Raw genomic sequence first — 24,768 nt, forward strand, 5'->3', positions numbered from 1 at the left:
GGCGACCTTCACACCTCCCGGAATTGCTGGGGTACGACCTTCGTCTTGGTGCCGACGGCGGGCGCCGCGGCGTGCGATTGCGCTGCCAGCGCCGCCGCGCGGTCGCGTTGGGCGACTGACTGGTGGACCTCCCTGCGGAGCGTCTGGGCCACGCGCCCGACGTTCCCCGGAGGTATCACCGATGTACGGCTCGCACCCCCTCGGCGACTGGTCCCAGCTCGTCCACCGGCTCGATGCGGCTGGCATCCCCGGGCAGTGGTCCGGCGACGCGCGGCTGGCTGGCCTGCGCTCGATCGACGAGCTCCGGGTCTTGACCGCGCCGGGCAATCCGGGCCGCGCCGACGAGGTTCTCGCGGCCCTCGTCCACCTCGCCGCCGGCGAGGGCGCGGGCGACCATGACGCCGTCATCGTGCTGCTGCACCTGTTGCTTCCGGGGGCGCGCCGGATCGCCGAGCGGGTCCGTCATCTGGCCGCCGACCCGCTCGGCCTCGTGCTGGGTGAGCTCGCGCTCCAGGTGCACAGCTACCCGCTGTCGCGGCGCACGCACGCGTACGCCGCGAACCTGCTGATGACCACCCAGCAGGTGGTGTGGCGCGAGCTCAAGCGCTACCGCACGGACAGGAGCGTGCCGCCCGAGCTGCTGATCGACCCCATCGCCGATACCCACGGCCCGGACGGGTCCGGCGACGGTCGGCTGGGCGTGCTCGACCGTGAGGTTCGCGGGTCCGACGCAGAGGACATCGACCTGGTCGACATGCTCTTGTGGGCTCGCCGGACCGGCGCCGTAGACGCCGAGGACCTGGCCGTGCTGGTCGAGGTGGAGTACGCCCGCGAGACACCCGGGATCGCTGCGCCGCTGACGGTCGTGGCCGCCCGGCGCGGATGCACCGTGCGGACCGTCCAGCGCCGCCGTGACCGCGCGCTGCAGCGGCTGCGGGCCTACCGCGAGGCCTACCTGGTGGCGTAGCTGAGCTGGCTTCGGTGCACCCGTCCGAAGGCGCTCCAAAGTCTCCCGCCGCGGCCTGTCGTGTTCGGGGGTCGCCACACCGCTTGGTGGCAGTGAGAGCACCTCCACCCTCCACCGACCAGGAGCAGGTTCCATGCCAGACACTGAGGCCGTCGCCCTCGCGCCGCCGACACCCAGCCGCCCCACCACCGTCGGCGAGGTCGTCGAGTTGCTGGACCGCTACGCCGCGGCCGACCGAGACCTGGATGCGGAGCTCGAACGGATCAGGGCCGAAGTGTCCTCCTCGCGGCGAGTCAGCCAGGGCACCGTGACCAGGCTCGTGAGGCTGCTCGAAGGCTCCTTGGTGCCCGGCGTACGCGCCAAGGCCGACCTCGATGCGCTACCCGCGGCGCTGCGCCGGGCGGGCATCGCGCAGTGGGCCCGGCGAACCGCGTCACCGCCTCCCGGGCCAGTGCGGCGCACGGCGCTGCGGCCGCTCGGGAGCACCGCGTGAGCCCGCAGCCACTCGCCGAGGACCTCGACGAGCTGGAGGACCGGGACGCCGCCAAGTCCCGGACCGCGCCCGACGCCGCGGTGGCGCCCGCCACGATCCGCCAGCGCGTAGCGACCCGCGACTTGCTGGCCGCGATTCAGCAGGCTCGTCGTGCCGCTGGGCTTCACGACGCCGCCGCAGCTCATCCGCCTGTGGGAGATGGTGAAGCGTACGGGATCCGCGCGGCCCAGCGTCACGACCCCTTGGAAGGGAATGCGCCGGTGGCGCCGCCCTCGCCGGTGGCGAACGCCCTGGCGACAGACCTCCCCACCCGACCCACTTCGCCGCCTGACCCACCTGAGCCGTGGCTGCCGGAGCGGGACGGGCCGGTATCGCTGGCCGGCGTCGCCGCGCCCCGCACGCATATCCGCACCGGCCAGGCCGTCGCCGCCCCGGACAAGGCCGCGCGTCGACCGGCGCGGGAACGCAAACAGAGCCCACCGGCGCGAACCCGGGTGCTGGACCCGGGCATGACCGCAACCGCCGCCGGGGCGCCGCCCCGGCTGATCGTGGTCGCGGCCTGCGGCGGAGCCGGAGCGACCACGCTGGCCGTCCTGGTGGCCGCGGCACTCGCGGCAACACCTAGCGCGGTACTCGTGACCGCCGGCTCCGACCGAGGAGCGTTGAGCGGGCGTTGCAACGCCGTCGGCGGGGACCTTGTTGCTCTGGCCGAGTGGACGAGCCAGCACCCGCGCGTCGGGCTGCAGCCGAGCACGCCGGGAATGTCCAGCGGGGACGTCGGCACCGGGCCGATGGTGCTCGCCGCCCCGAATCGTGAGCTCGGCGGCGCCCACCTCGACGCGGCGACCGCAGCCGCGGTCCTGGCCGCGGCTGCGACGACGACGGCGGCGGTCCTCGTCGACTGGCGATGCCCGCTGCCACTGCCCGACGAGTTCTGGCCGATCGCGACGCACGTGCTGGTGGTCGCTCCGTTCACCACCCTTGGTCTGCTCGACGCCGAGTACGCGGTGCAGGCGGTCGAGAGCGCCGCACCGGCCGGCGGCGCGGCGCTCAGCGTCGCCGCCGTCGACGTCCGCGGCGGCGGACCGCGCCGAGGACGAGCGGCTCTGGCGCGGCTGCGTGCCCTCGGCGTTTCCGTCACCTCTGTGCCGCACGACCCCGCGCTGGCAGATGACCCGCAGGTGCACTGGCCGGCGCTGCGGCCCCGGACCCGCGCCGCTGTGACCGCGGTATTGACCCACGTGCTGGCCGCCGGACCGACCCACCACCTCACCTCTGAAGGGAACGCACCATGAGCATCGCCACGATCGTGTCGGCCGGTCCCGGCGTGACCGTCACGCCGAGCAACGGCCCCGGGTACGCCGCCTTCCAGGGACTCATCGGAGGCCTGCTCGCCTACGCCGGGTTGGCCGCGGTCGCGGCGGTCATGCTCGGCGGCATCGGCTGGGGCGTCGGCGAACGCCTCGGCTTCGACCGCGCCGGCAACGCCGGCAAGATGGGCGTGATCGCCGGCATGGCGCTCGGCTTCCTCGTCGGCGCCGCGGTGAGCCTGGTGAACAAGTTCATCGACGCCGGGGGCGGCACGGGAAACCTGTCGATCGCGGCCAACAGCGCGAACGCCCCGCTGTACAACACGATCAAACCGGTCGTCGGCTGGCTGATCAGCTACGGCGGCCTGGCCGCGGTGGTCGCCGTCGTCCTCGGCGGCATCGGCTGGGCCCTGGGCGAGCGCATGGGCATGGACCGGATGAGCCTGGTCGGGAAGATGGGCGTGTTCGCCGGCCTGGGCCTGGCCCTGCTCACCGGCGCCTGCGTCGCGCTGGTGAACTTCATGATCGGCGCGGGCGGCGGCGTGTGATGTCGAGCTACTACGACTACGACGACGCGTCGGGCCAACTGCATGGCTCGCGGCTGCGGATCATCGCGACGGCCGCCGGTGTGCTCATCGTGCTGTGCCTGACCTTCCTGGTCGGGTACGCCGCCCACGGCGGCGCGGCCGCCGCGACGAAACCCGGCCCGACCGATGCGCCGACCACGGCGTCGCCCTCGACAGGGGCGCCAGCCTCGGCGCCCACGATCCCGCCCACGGTGCAGCGCGGCCCGCTGCACCGCAACAGCGCCGCGGTGATCGCCGGCTACAGCCACGACCAGCAGGGCGCGGTCGCGGCCGCCGGCAACTACACCACGGCGCTGTACGTGCAAACCAACCGCACCCACGCCCAGGAGTTGACGGTGCTGTCCTCGATAGCGACATCCCCGGCCGACGCCGCCCGCATGGCCGGTGACTTCAGCAGCGAGGACGCCGCGCTGGCCAAGCTCCTCGACGTCGCCAACCTGCAGACTCCCGGAGTGATCGCCTACGGGCACCCGATCGGCTACCGAGTCGAATCGGCCAGCAGCACCGCGGCCACCATCGACGTGTACGTCGTCGGCGGGCAGGGCGTGGCCGACGCACCTAGCGACTCCGCCGGGGCCGGGGAGACCTTCTACGAGGTCGACCAGGTCGAGCTCGTCTGGCAGTCGGCTGACTGGCGGATGCGGAACTGGTCGCACTTGGTGCAGAACAACGGGCCGGAGTTGGCCACGGTGGCCGGACAGGGCTACCTGCCGTTCCCGATCGGCCAGACCGACCCGGCCGGGACCGGATCATGACCAGCGTCGCGGCACCGGTCGCTCCCGCGCGTCCGGGCGGCACCGCCGGGACCGCGCTGCGGCGACTCGTCCTCGGACCGGAACTGAGCCTCGACGAGCAGGCGGTGCTGCGTTCCGCGCTCGAGCAGCTGCCCGCGCGGCTGCGCCGCGTCGACGGGCACGGCTGGTGGCGCGGTACGCGCACCCGCCGGGTGATGCGACGCGCCGGTGTGGTGGCGGCCGTGTTCGTGGTGTTCGCCGTGCTCAGCATGGCCAGCGCCCCCGCGGCGCAGGCCTTCGACATCTTCGGGCCGGTCAAGCACGCCTTCGAAGACGCGATGAACTGGTTCATCGACCAGATCGCCCACGCCATCTGCGACTTCGTGGCCAACCTGGTGCACGGCATCCTCGGCTACGCCGACAAGGGCCTGGGCATCGACTTCAACGTCGCCTGGTTCAAGCACAACTACGAGAACATGATGATGGGCGGGTTCCTGATGGGTCTGGCGATCATGCTCGTGCAGTGCATCGCCGCGGCGCTGCGGCGCAACCCGACCCAGATGCTCACCGCGGTGTCGGCGACGTTGATCGGCGTGCTCGCCTCCTTCGTGTCGCTGTCGCTGATCATGATGGCCAGCGGCGCGATCGACGACTGGTGCGCCGCGGTCACCGGCGGGCACAGCATCGCCGACGGCACCCGGGACACCATCAAGGGCCTGGTCGACAAGATCGGCGGCATCGGCGCGATCCTGGTAGCGGTGCTCTACTTGGTGTTCTCGATCTTGCTGTTCATCGTGCTCATCGTGCGCCGGCTCGGCATCTTCGTGATCAGCCTGTTCATCCCGGTCTACGCCGGCGGGCTCGGCGGCGGCTGGACCAACGGCATGGTCAAGCGCGCCGCGGAGCTGCTGTTCGTCCTGCTGATGTCCAAACTCGCGATCATCGGCACCTTCACCCTCGGCGCCTCGATGCTGATCGGCGACACCAAGGGCCTCGACGTCGAGGTCAGTGTGGTCGGCGGCGTTGTCGTGATGGCCTTCGCCGTGCTGAGCCCGCTCGGGGTCATGTACCTGGTCGCGTTCGCCGACGGCCTGCTGGTCGGTCAGCTGAACACAGCGTCGAACTCGGGCCGAGGCGGGCTGTCGAATGCCCGCAACCAGCTTCGCGGCCACGATGGCCGCGGCAACCGCAGCGCGCTGGGCCGCGTCACCGGCGCCGGCAGCAAACAGGTCCGCTCCGCCCACGCCGGCGGCAGCAGCGTGATCGCTTCGGCCCGCCGCGCCGCGCAGCGAGTACGGCCAGGCGGCGCGTCCGGGTCCCGTCCCGGAGGTGGACACGGACCCACCGACCCCGCTGCCAACACCGCACGGCAGTCGCGGGCGCGCGGCGCACGCCGGGCCGCAGGCAGTAGCGGAGCCGCGGCGGGCCGACGTCCGAGCGACGGTGGTCAGGGCGGATCCTCGCCTCGCTCCGCGCTGCGGAAGAACCGCGGAGCCGGCGGAGCGGGCTAACCGGGGGGACAGCCCACCGCCACGTCAGGGGCGGGTCGGCGGCGGTCACGGGGATCGGTCACCGACCCGCCGCTGCGCGTAGGTCCGGAAAGGTTTCTGCCCCGAGCCTGTCGTGTTCGGGGATCCCCGCAGCGCTTGACGTCAGTGAGAGCACCCGACCATGAGAGGCCCGCGATGAGCGAACTGGACGGCACCAGGTACGCCTACGGCGACCTCGACCGCCGAGGGAAGTTCTTCGGCCTGCACGCGCCGCAGTTCGCCATCGGCTGGTTGGTGCTGTTCTCCCTCGTCCCGATGCTCAACGCCGGGTCCGCCGGCACCGTCGTGTGGCTGGTGCTGCTGGACATCGTGCTCGTCTACGTCGCCTTCGGTCGGGTCCTGGACCGCGGCCTGTGGGAGTGGGTGCCCGTCCTGGCCGGCCGGGTGTTTCAAGTGATGATGGGAGAGAACGTGCTGCGAGGGGGCCCGCGCGCTGACCGCGCGAATGAGACGAACCCGATCCTCAATGGTGTGGCGGGCACGCTGCGCTGGACCCGCCTGGAGGACGGCCGCGGTTCGGCGGTCGGTGTCGTCTACAACCCGAAGGAACGCTCCTACGCCGCCACCTTGCGGGTGCGGGCCGGCTCGTTCAGCCTGTTGGATTCCGGCACCCAGCAGGCCCGTGTCGACGGCTGGGGCAAGTTGATGGCCGGGCTGACCACCTACAACTCGCGGCTGATCCGGATGGCCGTGCACGAGCGGACCATCCCGGACTCCGGGGACGCGGTGCAGCGGCACTTCGACCACACCCTCGAGCAGGGGAGCGGGCCGGCCGGCCCGTCGCTGGACAAGCGTCGCCGCCAGGTGATCGGCGCCTACCAGCAGCTGATCAACGAGGCGGCGCCGACCGCGCAGCGTCACGAGTCGTTCATCACCCTGGTGATGAGCGCGAAGAGGGCCGCCAAGGACATCAAGCGCTCGGGCGGCGGCGAGGCCGGCGCGATGGCCGTGCTGTTCCAGGAGCTGCGCGCCTTCGAGACCAGCGTCAAACGCATCGGGTTGGTCAGCGAGGGCTGGCTGAACCCGCGCGATTTGGCTGCCGTCGTGCGCACTCAGTACGACCCGGCCAGCGTCGACACCATCGACCAGCGCGGCCGCGGTGAACTGGCCTCGCTGATCAGCGGCCGGCAGGTGGAGATGGCCGCCGGCGTGGACCCGTCCGCGGCCGGGCCGGTCGCCGGCCGCGCGGCGAACGACCACTACCAGACCGACTCGGCGTTCGCGCGGGTCTTCTGGTGCTCCGGGCTGCCGCGCATCGGCATGGAGGCGGCGTTCCACTCGCCGATGATCTTGGAGACCACCTACCGGCGGACCATGACCATGATCGTGGAGCCGGTGCCGAGCCGGAAGGCCGAGGCGCAGCTGAACCGCAAACAGCTGCGCGAGAGCGGCGACCAGCTGATCCGCGACACGTTCGGCAAGCGGACCACGATGCGCGATGAGCAGAGCGAGACCGAGACCGAACGCAAGCTCGCCGAACTGCTGGCCGGGCACGGCTACATGCGCATGGTGCTGCTGGTCGCCGTGTCGGCCGACGATTTGGAAGGCCTTGAGGAGGCCACCGGGGAGATCCAGACGCTGGCGAACCTGTCCCGCCTCGATCTGCGCACCCTGTATGCGCAGCAGTCGGCCGCGTTCGCCGCGACCTGTCTGCCGCTCGGGCTGGGGGTGGCCGCGTGACCCGGGTCCAGCGGGGTGAGCGCGCGGCCGCGGTCCGCTCCGAGCGGGCCGAGCGCCGTGCCGCGGCCAAGCACCCCCGGGAGCAGAAGATCGCCGTCCGGCGTGCGAAGATCGAGCAGCGCAAGCAGGTCGCTGCCGCGCGGCAGGCCGAGCGGCGCGGCAGTCGCGGGGTGAAGTTCTCCAACCGCGACTACGTGCCGATGCGGCTGCCGCCGTTCCAGGAGACCAGCGCCAACGTCCAGGGCCTGTACCCGTTCATCGCCGAGGCTGGCATCGACGCGCCCGGCATCCTGATGGGCCGCAACCTGCTCTCGTCCGGCTCGTTTACCTACGACGTCTTTGAGCTGTACAAGCGCGGCATGCTGCTCAACCCCAACGGTCTGATCCAAGGAACCGTGGGCAGCGGCAAATCGAGCCTGGTAAAGACGACCGTGGTGCGTGACGCCGCGTTCGGGATCAAGTCCGTGGTGCCGTGTGACCCGAAGGGCGAGTACACCCGCCTGGCGCGGTGGATGGGCTACGAGCCGGTGTTCCTCGGACCCGGGCTGCGGACCCGGCTCAACCCGCTCGATGTGCCGCCCCGGCCGTCCGGGCTTGACGACGAGGACTGGGTGCGGGAGATCAGCAACGCCCGCATCTCGCTGCTGGCCGCGTTGGCCAGCGCCACCCTCGGCCGGGCGGTGACGCCGGCCGAACGGAAAGCGATCACGACGGCGCTGCAGAAACTCACCGGCGTCGCCGCCGGCGCGGACGCCGACCGGCTGGCCACCCCGATCCTGCCCGACGTCGTCGACGCCATACTCGCGCTCGACGACTCCGACGCCCACGCGGCCGGGTTCGCCGACGCGCGCGCGTTCAGCGACGCCAGCCGCGACGCGTACCTGGTGCTGGACCGGCTGGTGCACGGCGACCTGGCCGGCATGTTCGACGGCCCCTCGACGACCCGCATCGACTTCGGCGACGACCTGGTGGTGCTCAACCTCGAGCGGCTGCAGGTGTCCGACGAGGCGCTGGCGCTGATCATGGCCTGTTCGCAGGCGTGGATGGAGCAGGCGCTGATGCGCCAGGACGGTGTCCGCCGCAAGATCTGGTACGACGAGTGCTGGCGCATGATGCGGGTCGGCAACGGCCACCTGGCGGCCCGCCTGTCGGCGCAGCAGAAGCTGTCCCGGCAGTGGGGAGTCGGCGTCTGGCTGGTGTTCCACAAGATCAAAGACCTGTCCGGCACCAGCCTGGCGATGCGCGAGATCGCCGAGGGCATGCTGTCCGAGACCGGCACCCGCGTCTCCTACCACCAGGCCGCCGACCAGCTCGACTTCAGCCAAGAGATGCTCTCGCTGACCGACGTTGAAGCGAGCGAGATCGGCGGCCTGGACGTCGGGGAATCGCTGTGGCAGATAGAAGTTCGCGGGAAGATGCGCAGCTTCCTCGTGGAGCACGTCTACTCCTCCAGCGAGTGGCCGCTGCTGCAGACAAACAGCAAGATGCTCGGTCTTCAGGTCGACACGGTCAACACTGACCACGCGGACCAGGCCGACCTCGACGAGGCCGGCGGCGCGGGCATGGGTGATGTCGCGTGAGCCGGGACCGGGACACGTCCCGGCGCGGCGGATACGAGGTGCTGATCGCGATCGCGGTCGGGCTGCTGCTGCTGGCCGCAGGCGCCGGCGTGACCGCCGACGTCGCGGCCGGACTGGCCTCGAGCATCTCCGGGCGCGGCTGGGTGTTCCTGCCGGTCAGCGAGGTCCCCAGCCTGCTCGGGGCGATGTTCACCCACGCCGGCGATCTCGCATCCGCGTACCCAGCCAGCGACCGCGACTCGCTCGCGGGCAACGGCACGATCTGGATCTGGATCGGCATCGCGCTCGCGCTGTACGCGATCGTGGTCGTGGTGTTGGCGGTGTTGCTGCTGCCGATGCTGATCACTCGGCCCGGTTATGAGAAACCGACTCGGGCGAGCAAGCTGCTCGGCGTCTCCGCGGTGCGGCGCGCCACCCGGCGGCTGCACCCCGCCGTCGCGGTCAAGGGCGGGCGGGCGCCGATCGGCGGGCCGCGGCTGGGGCGCATGCGCGGAGCCGGCGTGCCGCTCTACGCGAGCATCGAGGACTCGGTGCTGGTGATCGGCCCGCCGGGTGCCGGCAAGGGCACGGGGTTCATGTACCGGGCGGTGGCCGACGCGCTCGGCGCGGTCGTGTCGACCTCGACCAAGCCCGACGTGCTGCTCAACACGGTGGCGCTGCGACAACGCGACGGGCTACGCGGACCGCGAAAGGTCTGGGTGTTCGACCCGCAGGAGATCTCCGGCTGGCCGGAGGTGCTGCGCTGGTCGCCGACTCGGGGCTGCGATGACCCGACCACGGCGATCGTGCGTGCCGCGGGCATGGCCGAGGCATCCCAGGTCGGGAAAGGCGTCACCAACGGCGACTTCTGGGCCGGGCAAACCGCCGCGGTCATCCGCTGCTACCTGCACGCCGCGGCGCTGGGCAACAAGACGGCGATCGACGTCATGCGCTGGACCCGCAACCCCAGGGCGGAAGAGCCGATCACCATCCTCGCCGAACACCCCGGCGCGGCTGACGGATGGGCGGACGAGCTGGCCGAGCAGAAAGCGGCCCCACCCAATCAGGTCGGCAGCGTGTGGGCCGGGGTGCGGCGCGCGTTCGACTCACTCGCCGACCCGCGAGTGGCCCGAGCGTGCTCACCGAGACCCGGGGAGGGGTTCAGCCCGGAGGAGTTCATCGCCTCCGGCGATACCCTCTACCTACTCGGATCGAACAAGGCCACCTTGTCCGTCGCACCGCTAGTCGTCGCGCTCATCGAAGACATTATCGAGGCCGGGCGTCGGCTCGCCGCCTCATCGGCGGGGGAGCGGATGGCGCTGCCGATGACGCTCGCCCTCGACGAGTGCGCCAACATCGCACCACTGCCGTCGCTGCCCTACGTGCTGGGCGACGGCCGCGGCCAAGGCTTCCAAACGCACGTGGTGTTCCAGTCCCTCGCCCAGGCCCGCTCCCGATGGGGCGCCGAAGAAGCGGAGGTCATCTGGGACACCTGCACCTGCCGGATGATCCTTCCCGGCTCGGCCAACCAACGAGACAACAAGATGATCTCCGAGCTGCTTGGCGAGTTCGACGAGGTCGGGTTGCGGCGCAGTCGCGGTCGCGGCGCGACCAGCTACAACGAGGACATCCGCTCGCGGGCGACGCTGTCGGTCAACGGCGTGCGGGAGATCAAACCCGGCCGGTTCCTGCTGATCTACCGGCATCTGAAGCCGATCGAGGGTGAGCTGGAGTTGTCCTACCGAGGCCGCGAGGCGAAGCGGTTCACCGCGGCGCTGACCGAGGGCCGGCGATTGACCGGCCGCGGCGGCATCAACAACATCCCCGACGTCGGCCAAGCCGACCGCTTCGGCTCCGCCGCGGCCGGATAGCGGAGGCCGGTGATGAGCGAGCCCAGCCTCGGGATGCTCAACGAAGCGGTCCTGAACCTGACCCGGCGGGTCGGGGCACTGGAATCCGAGCTAGACCGCCCCGGCAGCGGCGCGGACCCGGCGCTGGAAGGCCGGGTGCGGCAGGTCGAGTCAGTGCTCACCGAGATCCGCAAGGTGGTCGCCCAGCTGGCGCAGAACAAGGCGGCCAAGGACGCGCAAACGCAGCTGCGCAAGCCGTGGCACATGCTCACCGCCGAGCAGGCCGAAAAGCGGTGGATCGAGCTGCGCGCCTGGGTGGAGTTCCTGGTGCAACGCAACAACATCGGCGCCAAGGAGATCCCCGACTGCTGGTACCTGCACGGCGGTCTCGTCGACGAACTCGAGGCACTTCGCTGGGCCTGGCTCGAAGCCAACCGGCCAGAGACCAAGGGCACCGACCCGATCTGGTGGCGCGAAGCGCTGGGCCGGGCCCGCACCCGCTGGCACCAGTTCAACCCGAACGGCTGCAGCACCCGATCACACAGCGAGTCCACGCCACGCCCGTTCACCGACGAGCGGGACTGGCGCAACTTCCTCGCCGAGGAACTTGCCGACCGGCCGGCCGACCGCCCCGCGCGTGCCAGTTAGTGTCCGCCGGGCCAGTGGTTGACGTAGGCGAGGACGACACCGGCCGCCAGACTCGACCGGACCAATCGGGACCGCAGGCAGGCCCACGGCGAGCGTCGCTCGGCAGCGGGTCCGGTGGCAGGGGCGTAGTCCTCGTCTTCGGCGTAGTCGTCGATGTCGGACTGGTTGCGCAGCTGCGACCAGAGCCCGAGGTTGCCCATCGTGTACGCGGCTGTCACCTGCTGGCGGAGATCACCCATGATGCTCACCAACCCTTCGCCCGCGGCCCTGTCACCTCAACGGTAGCGCCGCGGTGTGACATCACGGCCCAGTGTCTGATCGGCCCCTCAAAGGTCTCCCGGCCGCTCCGGTGCTCCGGGCACGCTCCCGTCCTCGGGGGAAGCGTCGTGTTCACCGTTGGTCGCCGCAAGCGCACGTTCGGACGGACCCGTGCCCACCAGACGGCGCCGTCGTTGCCGTGAGGCAGCATCGTGGATATGACCGACGAGAATGCTCCGACGCGACGGCGTGCCGCGGCCTTGGATGTCCCGGCCGGTTACCCGAAGCTGTTGGCGAAACTCAAAGCCGACATCCGGGCCGCGCGGGTTCGAGCCGCTCGAGTGGCAAACACCGAGCTGCTCAAGCTCTACTGGAGCATCGGTGCCGCGATCCTTGAGCGCCAGGCCGAAGACGGCTGGGGCGCCAAGGTGGTCGATCGGCTCGCCGACGACCTGCGTAGCGAGTTCCCGGACATGCGCGGCCTGTCGAGACGCAACCTGCACTACATGCGCTCGGTCGCCGAGTGCTGGCCGGAGCTTGAGCCATTTGTGCAGCAGCCCGCTGCACAACTTCCCTGGACGCACCTTCTCGTGCTCATCGACACCCTCGATACCCGGTCGGACCGCGAGTGGTACGCCGCCAAGGCGGCCGAAGGCGGCTGGTCCCGGCAGGTGCTGCGCCTGCAGATCACCCGCCGGCTCCGTGAACGCGTCGGCGCAGCGCCATCGAACTTCACCGGCCAACTGCCCGCTCCGGAATCCGACCTGGCGCAACAACTGACGAAAGACCCGTACGTCTTCGAGTTTCTCGACCTCGATGAGCGCTCGCTCGAGCGCGACGTGGAGCGAGCCCTCATGGATCGCCTGCAGGAGACCCTCCTCGAGTTCGGCCGCGGGTTCGCGTTCGTCGGCCGCCAGGTGCACTTCGAGGTCGACGGCGACGACTTCTACGTCGACCTGGTGCTGTTCCACGTCGAGCAGTTGCGGTACGTCGTCGTCGAGCTCAAGATCGGCCGCTTCAAGCCCGACTATGCCGGCCAGCTCGGCTTCTACGTCGCCGTCGTCGATGACCGACTGCGGCGCCCGACGATCCACGCCCCGACGGTTGGCATCCTGCTGTGCGCCAGCCGTAACGACGCGGTGGTCCGCTACTCCCTGGCCAACACAACAGCCCCGATGGCCGTCGCCAACTACACCGACCAGCCCTCCCCCGACCCGGCTGCGCTGCACCTTCCGGAGCCAGCCGAACTCACCGCGATCCTCGATGCCCCGCTCGCGGGCCACCCGGGGCGCACGCTCGGCGAAGCGCTCCCGGACGACAACATCGACAGCGCCGGCTCCGCGGACCTCAACGATCGCGACAGTGCGACGTGAGCACGGAGGCAAATGGCGGCCTTGAACTGCCAACCCTCGCTCGCCGCCATCGCGTTTTGTGCAGCGGGCTGCTGCACAAACTGGTGGTTGAACTCCGGCGCCGTGGGCCATTGCAAAGGTGCGGCGACATCGCTCCCTCGGCCGTAGCGCAGATGCGCCTCCGCCGCCGAGCCTGTTCACGACGGATCTGGTCGTCCCTGAGCGCGGGCGCCGCATCGGACACCGCCCCGCGAGCACTGGCTCACGAGCGGGGCTGTGCGACACACCGTTTCTGACTCTCGAGAAGTAGGCGCTATCGGGTTCAAGGCATCGCTGTCATCTCCACGGTGGCGCAGTGGTGGCGGCGGGAGCGCACCCGATACACCATTCGGGATATAATCCCGAATGGCGGTTGATGTCGTATTGACCGTGTCTCGGCGCGCTTGGTCGGGGTGTGGGGCACTCTCAGAGCACAGCACTGGCCGGCCGCGGGCTGGCGGCATAGGTGGGCCGTCATCGCCGCGACGACCCGGGCAAGGTCGACGGCCAGCTGTCGCTGGAGTTCCTGTGGGGCGCGGCTGGCGACGTGGCCGAAGGAGGTCAGAGTGAGCGAGCCGATGAGCAAGTACGGGGCGATGGCCCAGCGTCACTGGCGGACGAGGCTGGCGGGCCGGTACGCGGCGATCGAGGACCCGGCGAGCTTCTTCGCGGAGCTGGGTCAGGAGGTCAGCGACCGGATCGCGGCCCTGGAACTGGATCTGCGGGGACCGGAGCGGCCGGAGGCGGAGTTCCTGTCGCGGGTGGGCGCGAACAACATGGCCCGTCTGCGGGCCGAGGAGATCGTGCTGCAGGAGATGGTTCTGCTGCCCGCGGAGAACTCGGCCGACGGCGAGGACTCGGACGAGATGCCGCCGGAGTGGCGCATCCCGACGGCGCAGGAGACGGCGGCGGCCGTGATCGCATCGGAGGAGCGGGCGGCGCACTAGCCGCACCGTTCCCCCGGTTCCGGCCGGACCCGAACGGGCCCACCCGGCTAGGCGCCGGCGCGCGGGCGCGCGCCAACCTGGACGCCCTGCGGGTGCTGCGCCAGCTGCAGGCCGAACAGCGGCGAGCCCGGGCCGACGAGCTGCCCATCCTCGCGGCATGGTCTGGGTGGGGCGCGGTTCCGCAACTGTTCGACCCGGCTCGCGCAGAGTACGCGCGGCACCACGACGAGTTGGCCCAGCTGATCCCGGACGCCGAAGAGCTGCACGCCGCGGCCCGCTCGACACTGAACGCCCACTACACCCATCCGCGGTTCGCCGCCGCGATGTGGCAGGCCGCACGCACGCTCGGGTTTACCGGCGGCCGGGTCCTCGAGCCGGGCTGCGGGCCGGGCACGTTCATCGGCCTCGCCCCGGAAGGCGCCGAGGTGATCGGCGTGGAACTCGATCCGACCACCGCGGGGATTGCGGCAGCGCTCTATCCGGATGCGGACATCCGCGCCGAGTCCTTCGTCGACACCCGGCTGCCCGAGGGCTATGTCGATCTGGCGATCGGCAACGTCCCGTTCGGGACCGTGACGCTGACCGACCGCCGGCACAACCCGCGCAGCCACACGATTCACAACCACTTTCTGGTCAAGGCGCTGCACCTGACAAGGCCCGGTGGCATCACGATCGCGATCACGTCGCGGTACACGATGGATGCGGCCAACCCGGCGGCGCGGCGCGAGCTGGCCGAGCTCGCTGACCTGGTCTTCGCCGTGCGGCTGCCCGAACAGACGCACCAGGTGGCCGGCACCCAGGTGGTCACCGATCTGCTGGTGCTGCGCCGCCGCCTGCCTGGCGTCGAATCGGCCGGTGCGGCCTGGGAGCGGGTGGTCGACATCGAGGTCGCCCACGCCCAGGGCGCCGCGGACGGGAACCGTGCTCTGAGCACCGTGCGGGTCAACGAGTACTTCGCTGCGCATCCCGAACAGGTCGTGGGCGAGGTGAGTGTGGGGCGCGGCCAGTACCGCGATGACGAGCTGCGAGTCCGTGTCACCGGCGATGCCGACCCGCTAGCTCAGGTCGGCGAGCGGATCGCTTCGGCGGCCGAGCTGGCGGTCGACCTCGGGTTGACGCTGCTGCCGCGCGAGGCGATTCCGACGGAATCGCGCGAGGCATCCCCGGTCGCTCTCGTTCCTGCGGGTGCGCGCCGACCGGACGGTTTCCTGCAACGCGACCCGGATGGCAGCTTCGGCCGGGTCGAGGCCGGCGCCGTGGTCCCGCACCCGGTGCCGGGCACGCAACAGCGAGAGTTGGCGATCCTGCTCGATCTGCGCGATACCTACCTGCGGCTGGTGGAAGCCGAGGCCGCCGACCTGAGCGATGACGCGCAGCTCGACGAGTTTCGCCACGCACTGAATCGGCACTACGACGCCTACGCCGCCACCTATGGGCCGATCAACCGGTTCAGCTGGCGTCCTGGCCGCACTCACCCGGTCACTGGTGAAACGGCGCAGATCCGCGTTCCGCCGCGACAGGGCGGATTTCGGGACGACCCGTTCGCCGGCGCGGTGTACGCGCTGGAGAACTTCGACCCGCAGAGCCAGACCGCGACGAAGGCCGCGATCTTCACCACCCGGGTGGTGGTGCCGCGGGTGCGGCCGCTCGGCGCGGACACCCCGGCCGACGCGCTGGCGATCTGCCTGGACACCTTCGGCGAGGTGCGGCTCGGCGAGGTCGCGCGACTGCTCGGCGTCGACGAGGCGCAGGCCCGCGCCCAGCTCGGCGAGTTGGTCTTCGACGACCCGAAGACCGTGCTGTCCGAGGGCGAGGCGTCTGACGAGTCCGGCCGGCTGTTCCCGGCCGCGGCCTACCTGTCGGACAACGTGCGCCGCAAGCTCGACGTCGCGCGCGCCGCCGCCGAACACGACGCCCGCTTCGAGGTCAATGTCGCCGCCCTGCGGGCGGTCGTGCCGGCGGACATCGCCCCGGACGACATCGCAGTGCGGCTCGGCGGGTGGGTGCGTCAGCGCTACGTCCAGGCGTTCCTGCGCGAGACGTTCGGCAACGAGCACCTGCAGGTCGAGCACGCCGGCGGCACGCAATGGGCGGTACGCGGCGGCGGGTGGGGGGTGCTGGAGACCGACACCTGGGGCACGCCGGCGATGGCCGGCAGCAAGATCGCCGAGAAGCTGCTGCGCGCGGAACCGATCCAGATCTGGGTCGAGGTGGACGACGGCCGACGCGAACTCGACCTCGAGACCACCGAAGCCGCCCAGCGCAAGGCGGTCGAACTCAACGAGCGATTCGCCGAGTGGGCCTGGGAGGATCCGCCGCGGGCGACGGAACTGGCCGAGGAGTACAACCGTCGGTTCAACGCGATCGTGCTGCGCGACTACTCCACGACCGCGCTGTCGCTGCCGGGCCTGGCCCGCAGCTTCACGCCCCGGCCGCACCAGCTGGCCGCGGTGAACCGCATGATCCAGGAGCCGTCGGCCGGGTTGTTCCACGTCGTCGGCGCCGGCAAGACAGCCGAGATCGCGATGGGCGTGTGGGAGCTGCGCCGGCTCGGGTTGATCAACAAGTCGGCGATCGTGGTGCCCAATCATCTCGTCGACCAGTTCCGCAACGAGTTCCTGCAGCTCTACCCGCAGGCCCGCGTCCTGGCCGCCGGCATGCAAGACGTCACCCGACTCGGCCGCGGCACGTTTCTCGGCCGGATCGCGAACAGCGACTGGGACGCGGTAATCGTCTCCCAGTCCGTGTTCGCCCGCATCCCGCTCTCGACCGAGGCGCAGAAGGCCTACTTCGAGCGGCAATCCGCGCAGATCAGGTTGTGGCTGGGCTCCGCGCGCGAGCAGGGCGGGCTAACCGTCAAGCGGCTGGAAACGATGCTCGCCAAGCAGGAAGAGGCGATCAAGAAACACATGGAGGCGCGCCGCGACGACGGTCTGACCTTCGAGGAATGCGGCATCGACTACCTGGTCGTCGACGAGGCCGACATGTACAAGAACCTTCTCACCCCTTCGGCCACACCGGACCTGGCCATCCTCGGCAAACGTGCCTCGAAACGTGCCACCGATCTGGACATGAAGATCGACTATCTGCGCCGCACCCGGGGTGAGCGGGTGATCACCTTCGCCACTGGCACCCCGATCGCCAACAGCCTCACCGAGTGCTTCGTGATGCAGGCCTATCTGCGGCCCGACGTGCTCGCCGACGCCGGCGTCGAGTGTTTCGATCAGTGGGCCGCGACGTTCACCCAGCAGGTCACCGAGATCGAGGTCGCCCCGACCGGCGGGTTCCGGCTCAAGGCACGCATCGCGAAGTTCGACAACGTCCCCGAGCTGCTGCGGATGTTTCACATCTTCGCCGACATCCAGACCGCCGAGGACCTGCAACTGCCCACACCCACTGTTGCCGGCGGAGGCCCGGAGACGGTGGGGGTCGGCGCGTCCGACGAGCTCGCGGTGTTCATGGCCAACATCGGCGACCGTGCCGCGCGAATGGCTGCGCGCAGCGAGAAGGGCAAGGACAACGTCCTCACGCTGATGACCGAGTCGCGCAAGGCGGCCCTCGACCTGCGCCTGGTCGACCGCGACACGGCCGAGCAGACCAAGATCGACGCGGCCGCGGACCGCATCGCCACCATCTGGGGCCGCAACCGCGGCCGCGAATATCTCGGACCCGACGGCACCGTTTCGCCGCTACGCGGCGCGCTGCAGATCGTGTTCAGCGACCTGGGCACCCCGAAGGACGGCTTCAACGTCTACGACGAGCTGCGGACAGCGCTGGTGTTGCGCGGCATGCCGCGCGAGGCGATCCGGTTCGTGCACGAGGCCAACAACGACCGAGACAAGGCGCTGCTGTTCGCGGCCTGCCGCCGCGGCGAGGTGGCCGTCATCGTCGGCTCCACCGAGCGGCTCGGCGCCGGCACCAACATCCAGGCCCGGGCCGTCGCCAAGCACGACCTCGACGTCCCGTGGCGGCCCCGCGACATCGAGCAGCGCGACGGGCGCATCTTGCGGCAGGGCAACCAGAACGCCGAGGTCGAGATCATCCGATGGATAACACAGAAGAGCTTTGACGCCTACATGTGGCAGAGCCTGGAACGCAAGCAGAAGTTCATCGGGCAGGTGCTGCGCGGTCGGCTGGATATCCGGGAGATCGAAGACGTCGGGGAAACCGCGCTCAGCTACGGCGAGATCAAGGCGCTGGCCGCGGACGACCCGCTGCTGCTGGAGAAGGCGCAGGTCGACGCCGACCTGACCCGGTTGCGCCGACTCGAACGCGCCCACGACCGCTCCCAGGACCGGCTGCGCTGGCAGGTCGTGTCGATCGCCGACCGGAAGGCCGGACTCGAGCGTCAGGCCGACCAGCTCGCCGAGGTCCTGCCGCAGCGTCGGCCCACGAGCGCCGACGCGTTCACCATGACAGTTGGGGCCGCCACCTACGACAAGCGCAGCGACGCCAGCCACGCGCTGCGACGCAGCCTGGCAGAGCTGGCCCGCGACCTGGGCTACCAACGGGAGGCCGTCGTCTCGATCGGCTCGCTCGCCGGTCTGGCCCTCGAAGCACACGCACTTCGCCGTACTAGCGGGGTTGTGCTCGCCGTGCGCTGCCGCGGTGTGCCGCACACCTCGGTGGAGTTGTCCATCGAACAGCTACACGCGCTCGGCGAGGACAGCAAGGCCGTCGGGCTCGTCACCCGGCTGGAGAACCGCGTCGCCGGCCTCGACCACCGCCACGACGAGCTGCGAGCCGAGGCCGAGCACCTCGGCGTGGAGATCACCCGGGCGCGGCGGCGCATCGGCGCCGAGTTCCCGCAAGCCGGCGAACTGTCGGCGGCCAAGCTACGCGCCGCCGACATCGAAGCCCGCCTCACCGAGGCCGCCACCCCCCGCCGCGATCCCGCCTCCGATACATCTCCGGACCGCGGCCACAGCCCCAACGCCGAGCACGAACCCGGGCCGGGCCGCTGTGACCACGAGCCCGTAGCGGTCGGCGCGATTTCCGATGACATCGGCTGGGAGCCCGAATGAGAAGCCCTCGCGACCAGACGCCGGGGCACGCCGCCGGCGTGTCGGCCGCGGTTATCCACAACTTGACTCAGCACCGCCCGGGCCGCTGTCAAGCCGCTGACACTGCCAGTTCACCCAGCTACGACCCAGCCGAGCAGGAGGCCCCCATGACCAGCATCGATCCCGCCGATCGCACCGAGCGCGCCGGCAAGATCTCTCACGCGGCGGCGTTGCTCGACGCCGTAGCCCGAGACAGCGAACAGGCCGTCGACTTCGACGTGCCGCTGCGCTGCGGGCGAGCCGCCGGACGGCTGCACGCCGTGCTCGGGTTCACCCCTGCGCAGCTCCCGTTCGTCGGTGACGACGTGGCGGACATCGGCACCGCCATCGCCGAGGCGACCGCCGTCTTGTCGTCGCTGCCCGACGACGAGCTGACCGACCCCGTCCTCGACGCGATCCTCGACGCCCGGGCCGCCGCCGACGCGCTGCCTCAGCAAGCGGTGCAGTGATGGCCACCAGCATCCGCGACCTGATCGAGGCCCTCGAGACCGAGGCGCCCTACGACGCCGGCACGGAACGGCAAAGCATCGACGCTGCCGGCGCGCTGTCCGAGCTGGGTCGCGCGCTGCGGAACCTGGCCGCCGCCGGACTCGAGCTCGACGTCAACGGCCGCCGGGAAACCATCACTCGCGACCTGGCCGATTCCTGCACGGTGGTGGCCGCCCGGATGAACCTCGACCGCGACGGCCGGCTCACTCGTCTCGCCGGCGGCTTGGCCGACGTTACGGCCGTGCTGCGCGAGGAGACCGGTCGCGACCAACGCTGGGCGATCACCATCGAAGTCGCCAGCGCGGCCCGGGTGCTGACCACCTACGCCGCCGAAGGCAGCCGACGGCGCACCGCGGACCTGGCTTGGACGCATCTGACCGCCCGCGCCCTGATCGTGCAGGCCCTCAAGGACTCCCCCACCGTGCAGGGCCGCGCCGTGCTCGACCGCGCCGTGCCACGCTCGGCACTACCGGCCAGCTGGCCGGCATCACGGACCGCGCTCGAAGCGCTCACCGTCATCTCGGATCGGCTGCGCCGTTCCTCGGTCGAGCTCAACCGTCGGCCGACCCTGCTGGAAATCTTCGCCGTCACCCGCGCGGCCGAGTCGACCACGCGCTATGCAACCATCGCGGCCGCGGCGCTGACCGGCCAGCCGCTCCCGGACGCCCGCCCCGCAGCCGCGATCTGGTACGAAGTGCGCGATCGGCTGCGACCGTTCACCAGCTCGGCGCCGCTGCACCTGGAAGACCGAGACTTGGGCGTGTGGGCCCAACGTGCCCACAGCGAGCTGCGCCGCGAGTTCGGCCTGGCCGACCAGGTCCGGCTCATCGCCGACGACGGCGGCCTCAAAGCCGGTGCTGTACGCGACCTGCAGGCGATGGTCAACGAGGTGCCAGCGATCGCGACCCATCTGTCGATCGCAGTCCAGCAGCTCGCCGACCGAGGCGAGCTACACGCGATCGCTGATCGCTTGCCGTTCCGCGAGCAGCGCCTCGACCAGTTCTTGCAGCGCCGCGCCGTGGTCGCCGACCGGTTCGACGTCGTCACTGTGATGGACCGACTCGGCGATGCCGGCAAGCTGGCAGCAGAGCTGGCCACCACGCTCACCCATGCCGCCGGTCCGCACGTCGGCCAGCCGCAGCCAGACCTGCAGGCTGCCAACGCCGCGCTGGCCGCCAAGATCCGCCCCGACCCACACGCCGCGCTCGTGCAGCAGATCCGTGACGGCATGAGTGGCGACGCGGGTCCGGTCGTGTCGCTCGGCCGGGACGCCGGCGTGTACGAGGCGACATCTCACCCGTTCGAAACCGACACCGCCCTCGCCGCCGCGCCCGACTTTGACATCGGCTAAGCGAACTGCCTACGGGCCGCGCGTAGGCATGCCTGGGCACCGAACGTGACCAGCGGGCAATTTAGTTAGACCAAACCCACGGACGGACGACACAGGCGCCATTGACTTGCTCGGCGATGCTCGGATAGTCGAGCCGGGAACCGCGATCTGCCGAAGGGTTGAGACCAGTCCAGTTCGCGGTCAATCGATGATCGGAACCCGTGCGGGCGAGCCACCCGGCGACCGAATGCTTACTACTGATCGCTCCCGAGCATCCGTTGAGCGCGTTCAATCCGGTCTTTGAGCCCATCCTGGAATGACGAGTCGGCCTTGCGCGTCAGGATGTGTTCGGAGATCGCCGCCCGGATGATCTCCGAGATCGGTTGGTCGTCAACCAGCGCTACCGTCTCCAGCTCTTCGGCCTGGTCCGCAGAGAGTCGAATCGTCATGGCTTTCGCGGGTTTCATGTCGGCATTGTGACACCAGCGCACCGTCGTTGTCCAGTATCTCGGCATCATGGTATCTTGGTGTCACCGATCGAGGAGGACCGATGACCGAAGCGCATCCCGGGGGAAAGAAGCCCAAGGAGTTCCACATCAAGATCGACCGCGTGGAATATCACGTGGTCGAGGAAGAACTGACTGGCGCTCAGCTCCGCCAGTTGCCGCACCCACCCATTGGACCGGATCGCGACCTCTTCGAGGTCATCCCCGGCCAAGCCGACCGCAAGATCGACGACACGTACGTCGTTGAGATCGTCAATGGCAAGCGCTTCTTCACTGCGCCGGCGCACATCAACCCCGGCCACGAGGTCGCGGACCACACGTAGGAGAACGCGATGACCTTGCCGGAACCTGATGCGGAGTTCCTCGCGCACCGCGGCCTGTCCCACACCATTGCCATGGACGGGCCCATGACGTGCGTCCTGCTACAGGACTGGATCCTCCCGCAAGGTCTCAACGTCGCCACCGCCGACCTGCTCATCCGTCTGCAGCCCGGCTACCCCGACCTGCCCCCTGACATGTGGTGGTTCGCTCCCGCTCTCACCCTCGCCAACGGAGGTGTCATCCAGGCCACCGAGGTGACCGAGAGCCATCTCGGCCGCACCTGGCAACGTTGGTCTCGCCATTTCAACCCCGGCCAATGGCGATCGGGCATCGACGGGCTCGAGAGCTACGTCGCCCTTATCAACCGCGAGTTGGTCCGCTGCGCCGCGAGCGCAGCCTGATGACGACCACCCTGGTCGTGCCCGATCGTTTGGCCAGCAGACTTCGCGAACTGTCCACGTACGATGTCGAAACCGGCGGCGTGATCCTTGCACGCCTTGTCCGCACGCCTGAGGACAACATCCGTTTGCTCGCGCGGGAATTGCTAGAGGTTCCTGACCATGCATACGAACGGCGCGAGGCCCAGCAGCTCCTGATCAGCTCCGAGGGCTACGTTCCCGCCCTGGCGCGAGCCGAGGAAGCGGGATGCGTGCCGATCTGGTTTCACACCCACCCGGGTAACGATTCCAATCCTGCCCCCAGCCGCCACGACCTAACCGTCAACCGGTCGCTTTCCGATCTCTTCCGCCTCCGAGCAGACAGTCCTTTCTATGGCGCCCTGATCACCTCCTCCGATGACGGGACGATCACCTTCACCGGCAGCCTCGACGACGGCGTGTCCATTGCGCCGATCGACCGTCTCTGGGTCGTCGGACCGCGACTCGCGCTCTATCACGCATGCGACTCTGAACACCAAGGCGTTCTCGATATCTATGACCGAAACATCCGAGCGTTCGGCGGGCCGGTGCAGCGAGTACTCGGCGATCTGCGCGCCGGCATCGTTGGCTGCGGCGGTACCGGATCGGCCGTGGCCGAACAGCTGGTCCGCCTCGGCGTGCGCGACATCCAGCTCATCGACCCCGATGAATTGTCCGACAGCAACGTCACTCGGGTTTATGGCTCACGACTCAAGGATGTGGGCAGGCCCAAGGTCGAGGTGCTGGCAGACCACCTCGCCGACATCCTGCCCTCGATACGGGTTCGACCTATCCAGTCGATGATCACCGTCGAGGAAACTGCTCGTTTGCTCCTCGACGCCGACATTGTCTTCGGTTGCACCGACGACAACGCCGGTCGAATGGTGCTCTCCCGTCTGTCCACCTACCTGCTGGTGCCGGTGATCGATTGCGGTGTTCTGCTCAGCTCGGATGGCGCGGGTCGTCTCGACGGAATCCACGGCCGCGTCACGGTGCTTCATCCCGGACAAGCGTGTCTGATCTGTCGCGGCCGGGTCGACCTAGGCCGTGCTCGGAGCGAGATGCTCACACCCGAGGAACGCAACCGTCTCGTCGATGAAGGTTACGCCCCGGCGCTGCCCGGCGTGGAGCCCGCCGTCGTCGCCTATACCAGCGCCGTTGCCGCCGCTGCCGTCGCCGAACTCATCGAACGCCTCACTCACCATGGGGTCGATCCGGTGCCGAGCGAGGTGCTCCTTCGCCTCCACGACCGCGAGGTGTCGACGAACAATCAAGAGCCTCTCGACCGTCACTACTGCCATGACTCCTCCGGCAAGATCGGCCTTGGCCTCACCGCTCCGTTCCTGGACCAGACGTGGTGAGGCGCCTTCTCGTTTCCTGGTGGCACCGGCTGCCTTGGACCGGTCGGAGCTTTCGCGTTGTCCAGGTCGTAACAGCCGCCGACGAAATACCAGAGCGCTTGCCACACAACGGCGCAGTGCTCGTCGGCTCATTGGACAGGCCAACGTGGATTGCCTTCGACTGTCCGTGCGTCGACCATCATCGCGTGATGTTGAACCTCGACTTTCGGCGCCGACCGGCTTGGACCATGCCCTCTGCCAAACCACTCACCCTGCAGCCGAGCATCGACGAGTTTCGCGGCCGAGCTCGATGCCACTACATCGTTCGCAGGGGAAGAGTCCAATGGGTGCCCGACAAGCGCAACTCGGTGAGGACATCATGACGATTTCCGAAGGCAACGACGACGCGGATGACGTGGTCGACACCGAGGGCGTGCTCAAAGATGTCGTCCCGCCGATCAGCAAGACGCCGCTGTTTCAGGCCATCCATGCAGCCCGGTATCAGCGTCAGGCCCTGATCCGAGAGATTGAGTCCTCGACGGGCAACAAGGTGATTTCCTACGTCGCCGGCATCGCCGCTCCTGTCGATCGCGAGGATGTCGTCTGTTTCGTGGACCTGCTGCACAACATCAGCCGCGGTCAGGACATCGACTTGATCCTCCACACCGGCGGGGGCGACATCGACGCTGCCGAGAAGCTCATGACGATGGTGCGCAAGAAGACCTCAACCGGCCAGGTCCGTGTCATCGTCCCTGACTACGCCAAGAGTGCGGGCACGCTTATGGCCCTGGGTGCCGACCGGATCATCATGAGCGACACCTCCGAGCTCGGCCCGATCGACCCCCAGGTCATCCGCGCCGACCGCAACGGCAACCGCATGCGCCACTCGGTCAAAAACTACCTCGACGCTTACAACCAGCACCAAGACGCGCTGAAGAAGAACCCCAACGACCTTGCCGCTCAGATGATGTTGAACAAGCTCGACCCGGAGACCGTCCAGTTGTTCACGAGCATCATGAAGAGAGCGAGGGAGTTCGCCGAGAAGCAGCTGCACCGCGGAATGATGAAAGAGGTCGGCAACTGGAGCCAAGCGGTTTCCGCGCTGCTCGACAACTCACAGTTCCCGACCCACGGCCAGCCGATTTCTTGGGAAGACGCCTCAGACCCCAAGATCGGCCTCACGGTCGACTATCTCGATCCGAATGACGAGCTGTGGCAAAAACTGTGGCACCTCTACTGCCTCCAAGCTCTTGCGGTCAGGGACAAGCAAAAGCTTTTCGAGTCAGAGATCGCATCGATTTGCATCGACAGCCGCGCCGTCTAAACGAG

22 protein-coding genes are annotated in these 24,768 nt (G+C 69.4%); 20 read left to right on the forward strand and 2 right to left on the reverse strand.

Annotated elements, in window-relative coordinates; genetic code table 11:
- Positions 1-181 precede the first annotated feature (181 nt).
- The 10 genes from M6B22_RS06980 (at position 182) to M6B22_RS07025 (ending at position 11,378) form a co-directional block, all read left to right on the forward strand.
- On the forward strand, positions 182-967 hold the full coding sequence (locus tag M6B22_RS06980) for a hypothetical protein (protein WP_269445041.1): 786 nt from the start codon (positions 182-184) through the stop codon (positions 965-967).
- 133 nt (positions 968-1,100) lie between these two features.
- Positions 1,101-1,460 carry a hypothetical protein gene (locus M6B22_RS06985; RefSeq protein WP_269445042.1) on the forward strand — a complete coding sequence of 120 codons (360 nt, stop codon included), beginning with the start codon at positions 1,101-1,103 and terminating at the stop codon, positions 1,458-1,460.
- A complete protein-coding gene (locus M6B22_RS06990) occupies positions 1,457-2,755 on the forward strand; it encodes a hypothetical protein (protein ID WP_269445043.1) in 1,299 nt (432 codons plus the stop codon). Before M6B22_RS06985 ends, M6B22_RS06990 begins: the two co-directional genes overlap by 4 nt.
- Positions 2,752-3,318 carry a DUF6112 family protein gene (locus M6B22_RS06995; protein ID WP_269445044.1) on the forward strand — a complete coding sequence of 189 codons (567 nt, stop codon included), beginning with the start codon at positions 2,752-2,754 and terminating at the stop codon, positions 3,316-3,318. Before M6B22_RS06990 ends, M6B22_RS06995 begins: the two co-directional genes overlap by 4 nt.
- Positions 3,318-4,112, forward strand: a complete 795-nt coding sequence (locus tag M6B22_RS07000; protein ID WP_269445045.1) for a hypothetical protein — start codon at positions 3,318-3,320, stop codon at positions 4,110-4,112. Before M6B22_RS06995 ends, M6B22_RS07000 begins: the two co-directional genes overlap by 1 nt.
- A complete protein-coding gene (locus M6B22_RS07005; RefSeq protein ID WP_269445046.1) occupies positions 4,109-5,602 on the forward strand; it encodes a hypothetical protein in 1,494 nt (497 codons plus the stop codon). The genes M6B22_RS07000 and M6B22_RS07005 overlap by 4 nt, the downstream gene beginning before the upstream one ends.
- A gap of 174 nt (positions 5,603-5,776) precedes the next feature.
- Positions 5,777-7,321, forward strand: a complete 1,545-nt coding sequence (locus M6B22_RS07010) for an SCO6880 family protein (protein ID WP_269445047.1) — start codon at positions 5,777-5,779, stop codon at positions 7,319-7,321.
- Positions 7,318-8,901 carry a hypothetical protein gene (locus M6B22_RS07015; protein WP_269445048.1) on the forward strand — a complete coding sequence of 528 codons (1,584 nt, stop codon included), beginning with the start codon at positions 7,318-7,320 and terminating at the stop codon, positions 8,899-8,901. The genes M6B22_RS07010 and M6B22_RS07015 overlap by 4 nt, the downstream gene beginning before the upstream one ends.
- The gene (locus tag M6B22_RS07020) at positions 8,898-10,751 is read left to right on the forward strand and encodes a type IV secretory system conjugative DNA transfer family protein (protein ID WP_269445049.1); all 1,854 of its coding nucleotides are present in this window, start codon (positions 8,898-8,900) and stop codon (positions 10,749-10,751) included. The genes M6B22_RS07015 and M6B22_RS07020 overlap by 4 nt, the downstream gene beginning before the upstream one ends.
- Positions 10,752-10,763: 12 nt before the next feature.
- On the forward strand, positions 10,764-11,378 hold the full coding sequence (locus M6B22_RS07025; protein ID WP_269445050.1) for a hypothetical protein: 615 nt from the start codon (positions 10,764-10,766) through the stop codon (positions 11,376-11,378).
- Here the strand turns inward: M6B22_RS07025 and M6B22_RS07030 are convergent.
- Positions 11,375-11,617, reverse strand: coding sequence for a hypothetical protein (locus M6B22_RS07030; RefSeq protein ID WP_269445051.1), 243 nt, complete (start codon positions 11,615-11,617; stop codon positions 11,375-11,377). The two genes, M6B22_RS07025 and M6B22_RS07030, sit on opposite strands and share 4 nt — an antisense overlap.
- A gap of 237 nt (positions 11,618-11,854) precedes the next feature.
- Here M6B22_RS07030 and M6B22_RS07035 point away from each other — a divergent pair, with 237 nt between their 5' ends.
- The 5 genes from M6B22_RS07035 (at position 11,855) to M6B22_RS07055 (ending at position 20,877) form a co-directional block, all read left to right on the forward strand.
- Complete coding sequence (locus tag M6B22_RS07035) at positions 11,855-13,009, forward strand: PDDEXK nuclease domain-containing protein (protein ID WP_269445052.1); 1,155 nt, start codon at positions 11,855-11,857, stop codon at positions 13,007-13,009.
- Positions 13,010-13,593: 584 nt separating this feature from the next.
- Positions 13,594-13,974 carry a hypothetical protein gene (locus M6B22_RS07040; RefSeq protein ID WP_269445053.1) on the forward strand — a complete coding sequence of 127 codons (381 nt, stop codon included), beginning with the start codon at positions 13,594-13,596 and terminating at the stop codon, positions 13,972-13,974.
- A complete protein-coding gene (locus tag M6B22_RS07045; protein ID WP_269445054.1) occupies positions 13,905-18,998 on the forward strand; it encodes a hypothetical protein in 5,094 nt (1,697 codons plus the stop codon). The genes M6B22_RS07040 and M6B22_RS07045 overlap by 70 nt, the downstream gene beginning before the upstream one ends.
- A 146-nt stretch (positions 18,999-19,144) precedes the next feature.
- Positions 19,145-19,486 (forward strand): hypothetical protein, encoded by a 342-nt coding sequence (locus M6B22_RS07050; RefSeq protein ID WP_269445055.1) that lies wholly within the window; start codon positions 19,145-19,147, stop codon positions 19,484-19,486.
- Positions 19,486-20,877 carry a hypothetical protein gene (locus tag M6B22_RS07055; RefSeq protein WP_269445056.1) on the forward strand — a complete coding sequence of 464 codons (1,392 nt, stop codon included), beginning with the start codon at positions 19,486-19,488 and terminating at the stop codon, positions 20,875-20,877. Before M6B22_RS07050 ends, M6B22_RS07055 begins: the two co-directional genes overlap by 1 nt.
- 233 nt (positions 20,878-21,110) lie before the next feature.
- On the opposite strand, the gene M6B22_RS07060 is transcribed toward M6B22_RS07055, so the two are convergent.
- Entirely contained in the window at positions 21,111-21,323 is a 213-nt protein-coding gene (locus tag M6B22_RS07060; RefSeq protein WP_269445057.1) for a ribbon-helix-helix protein, CopG family, read from the reverse strand.
- An 83-nt stretch (positions 21,324-21,406) separates the two neighbouring features.
- On the opposite strand from M6B22_RS07060, the gene M6B22_RS07065 reads away from it, so the two are divergent.
- The 5 genes from M6B22_RS07065 to M6B22_RS07080 all read left to right on the forward strand — a co-directional run bounded on the left by M6B22_RS07065 (position 21,407) and on the right by M6B22_RS07080 (position 24,763).
- On the forward strand, positions 21,407-21,685 hold the full coding sequence (locus M6B22_RS07065; protein ID WP_269445058.1) for a PH domain-containing protein: 279 nt from the start codon (positions 21,407-21,409) through the stop codon (positions 21,683-21,685).
- A gap of 9 nt (positions 21,686-21,694) precedes the next feature.
- Positions 21,695-22,084 carry an E2/UBC family protein gene (locus M6B22_RS07070; RefSeq protein WP_269445059.1) on the forward strand — a complete coding sequence of 130 codons (390 nt, stop codon included), beginning with the start codon at positions 21,695-21,697 and terminating at the stop codon, positions 22,082-22,084.
- On the forward strand, positions 22,084-23,460 hold the full coding sequence (locus tag M6B22_RS07075) for a ThiF family adenylyltransferase (RefSeq protein WP_269445060.1): 1,377 nt from the start codon (positions 22,084-22,086) through the stop codon (positions 23,458-23,460). The genes M6B22_RS07070 and M6B22_RS07075 overlap by 1 nt, the downstream gene beginning before the upstream one ends.
- A 188-nt stretch (positions 23,461-23,648) precedes the next feature.
- Positions 23,649-23,822 carry a DUF6527 family protein gene (locus M6B22_RS22115; RefSeq protein ID WP_407935656.1) on the forward strand — a complete coding sequence of 58 codons (174 nt, stop codon included), beginning with the start codon at positions 23,649-23,651 and terminating at the stop codon, positions 23,820-23,822.
- The gene (locus tag M6B22_RS07080; RefSeq protein ID WP_269445061.1) at positions 23,819-24,763 is read left to right on the forward strand and encodes an SDH family Clp fold serine proteinase; all 945 of its coding nucleotides are present in this window, start codon (positions 23,819-23,821) and stop codon (positions 24,761-24,763) included. The genes M6B22_RS22115 and M6B22_RS07080 overlap by 4 nt, the downstream gene beginning before the upstream one ends.
- The last annotated feature ends 5 nt before the right edge of the window (positions 24,764-24,768 follow it).

It is taken from the genome of Jatrophihabitans cynanchi (assembly GCF_027247405.1).
Taxonomy (GTDB): domain Bacteria; phylum Actinomycetota; class Actinomycetes; order Mycobacteriales; family Jatrophihabitantaceae; genus Jatrophihabitans_B; species Jatrophihabitans_B cynanchi.